The organism is Variovorax sp. 01T439_2, assembly GCF_056398445.1.
The window spans coordinates 1-2,915 of sequence record NZ_JBFTPJ010000766.1 but is presented as its reverse complement, the minus strand read 5'-3'; the positions used below and the strand labels follow the sequence as shown (position 1 = coordinate 2,915).

The following is a 2,915-nucleotide window of genomic DNA, read 5'->3' as shown; positions in this document are numbered from 1 at the left end:
GGTCGCGCAGCACCACGATGCGATGCGCGACACGCACCACCTCGCTCATCTCCGACGAGATGAAGATCACCGCCATGCCCGCCTTCGCGAGCCGCAGGATCTCTTCCATGATCTCCTGCTTGGCCGCCACGTCGATGCCGCGCGTGGGCTCGTCGAGGATCAACAGGCGCGGCTCGGTCGCGAGCCAGCGCGCGATCATGGCTTTTTGCTGGTTGCCGCCCGAGAGCAGGCCGATGGGGGTTTCCACGCTCGCGGTCTTGATGCCCAGCGACGCGACAAAGCGCTCCGCGATCGCCGTCTGCTCGGCGCGCGACAGGAAGCGCCGCACGCCCAGGCGCGCCTGCAGCGCCAGCGCGATGTTCTCGCGCACCGAGAGCTCGGCCACGATGCCGTCGGTCTTGCGCTCTTCGGGGCACAGTGCGAGCCCTTCGCGGATCGCGTCGGCAGGGTTCGAGAAGCTGACGGAGCGGCCATCGATGCTCAGCACGCCGCGGTCGGGCGCTTCGAGCCCGAACAGGAGGCGCGCCAGCTCGGTGCGGCCCGCGCCCAAGAGGCCCGCGATGCCGACCACCTCGCCAGCGCGTACGCGCAGGTCGGTGGCCTGCAGCTGGCCCGCCTGGCCCAGGCCCTCGGCCTGCAGCAGGGCGGGCGCCGCTTCATCGAAGGCCGGCAGCGCCGCCGGCCGGGCTGACTGCGCCGCCAGCTCGCGCCCCAGCATCGCGGCAATCAGTGCCTGCGGGCCGAGGTCCGCGGCGCGCCACTCGCCCACCCAGTTGCCGTTGCGCAGCACCGTGATGCGGTCCGACACCGCATACATCTGGTTGAAGAAGTGCGTCACGAAGACGATCGCGAGACCTTCGCTGCGCAGGCGCCGCAGCACCTCGAACAGCTTCTCGACCTCGTCGTCGTCCAGGCTCGAGGTCGGCTCGTCGAGGATCAGCACCTTCGACGACACGCCCAGCGAGCGCGCAATGGCCACCATCTGCTGCACCGCGACCGAATAGCTCGACAGCAGCCGGCTCACGTCGATGTCCAGGCCGATGCGCGCCAGCAGCTCTTCGGCGCGCCGGTTCACCGCCGCCCAGTCGATGCGAAAACCCTGCGCCGCGCCGCAGCGCGGATAGCGGCCCGCAAACACGTTCTCGGCCACCGAAAGGTTCGGGCACAGGTTGACCTCCTGGTAGACCGTGCTGATGCCGAGCTTCTGCGCCTCCAGCGGCGAGGCGGGATGAATGGGTTGTCCGTCCAGGTGCATCTCGCCACCGCTCGACGGAAGAACCCCCGTGAGCACCTTGATGAGCGTCGACTTGCCCGCGCCGTTCTGCCCCATGAGCGCATGGATCTCGCCGGGGTAGAGCTTCAGCTGCACGTCGCGCAGCACCGGGATGCCGCCGAACTGCTTGTGGATGCCCCGCAGTTCGAGCACGGGGCTGGTGCTGCTCTGGCTCATGCGCTCGCCTACTTGTTCTTGTTGTAGACGTCGATGAACACGGCCGCCAGCAGCACCAGGCCCTTGATGACCTGCTGGTAGTCGATGCCGATGCCCAGGATCGACATGCCGTTGTTCATCACGCCCATGATGAAGGCGCCGATCACCGCGCCCATCACCCGGCCCACGCCGCCCGAGGCCGAGGCACCGCCGATGAAGCAGGCCGCGATCACGTCGAGTTCGAAGCCCAGGCCCGCCTTGGGCGTGGCCGTGTTGAGCCGCGCCGCGAACACCAGGCCCGCGAGCGCGGCCAGCGCGCCCATGTTGACGAAGGTCAGGAAGGCGAGCCGCTGCGTCTTCACGCCCGACAGCCGCGCTGCCTTCTCGTTGCCGCCCAGCGCATAGATGCGCCGGCCGATGGTGGTGCGGTTGGTGACGAAGTCGTACACCACGATCAGCACCGCCATCACGATCAGCACGTTGGGCAGGCCCTTGTAGGTCGAGAGCAGGTAGCTGAAGAACAGGATGATGGCCGCGAAGAACAGGTTCTTCACCAGGAAGAACACATACGGCTCCGTCTCCATGCCGTGCGCCGCGAGCTTGGCGCGCCCGCGCAGCTTGAAGAACACCAGCGCCGCGGCAGCCARCGCGCCGACCACCAGCGAGGTGGTGCGCAACGTGTCACCGCCCAGCGGATCGGGAATGAAGCCCGAGCTCAGCCGCTGGAACTCGACCGGGAACGGCCCCACCGACTGCCCCGCCAGCAGCGCCAGCGTGAGCCCCTTGAACACCAGCATGCCCGCGAGCGTGACGATGAATGACGGGATCTTGCGGAACGCGACGAACCAGCCTTGCGCAGCGCCGATGAGCGCGCCCGCCGCAATGCTGACGATGGCCGTCGGCACGAAGTGCCATTCATACTCCACCATCAGCACCGCCGCCAGCGCGCCGATGAAGCCGCAGACCGAGCCCACCGACAGGTCGATGTGCCCCGCCACGATCACCAGCAGCATGCCCAGCGCCATGATGACGACGTAGCTGTTCTGCAGCAGCAGGTTGGTGAGGTTCAGCGGCCGCAGCAGCGTGCCGTCGGTCAGCACCTGGAACAGCACCATGATCGCGACCAGCGAGATCAGCATGCCGTATTCGCGCAGGTTGTTCTTGAGGAAGCCGGCGTGCAGCTTCGGGGCGGCCTCTGCGATGGGGACGGCGGCGTTCACCGCGTTGGCGTCAGGCTGCGACATGGACGGAACTCCCCGCGCTCACGATGGCGTGCATGATGCGCTCCTGCGAAGCCTCGGCGGCCGGAAATTCGGCCACGAAGCGGCCCTCGTTCATCACGTAGATGCGGTCGCACATGCCGAGCAGTTCCGGCAGTTCGGAAGAAATCATGAGAATACCTTTGCCCTCGCTCGCGAGCTGGTCGATGATGGTGTAGATCATACCTTTGCCCTCGCTCGCGAGCTGGTCGATGATGGTGTAGATC

The 2,915-nt window shown here is 67.3% G+C and carries 2 protein-coding genes and 1 pseudogene; all 3 read right to left on the bottom strand.

All coding sequences use genetic code 11. From position 1 onward, the window contains the following. Positions 1–1,450, bottom strand: a 1,450-nt coding sequence (locus AC1DOC_RS27420; protein WP_478130892.1) for a sugar ABC transporter ATP-binding protein, incomplete at its 3' end; no start/stop codon positions are given. A gap of 8 nt (positions 1,451–1,458) precedes the next feature. Continuing rightward, positions 1,459–2,673 carry a multiple monosaccharide ABC transporter permease gene (mmsB, locus tag AC1DOC_RS27415; RefSeq protein WP_018903592.1) on the bottom strand — a complete coding sequence of 405 codons (1,215 nt, stop codon included), beginning with the start codon at positions 2,671–2,673 and terminating at the stop codon, positions 1,459–1,461. Next, positions 2,660–2,915 (bottom strand): annotated as a pseudogene (locus AC1DOC_RS27410) (hypothetical protein); the annotation flags it as partial. The pseudogene AC1DOC_RS27410 and the gene mmsB, both read right to left, overlap by 14 nt.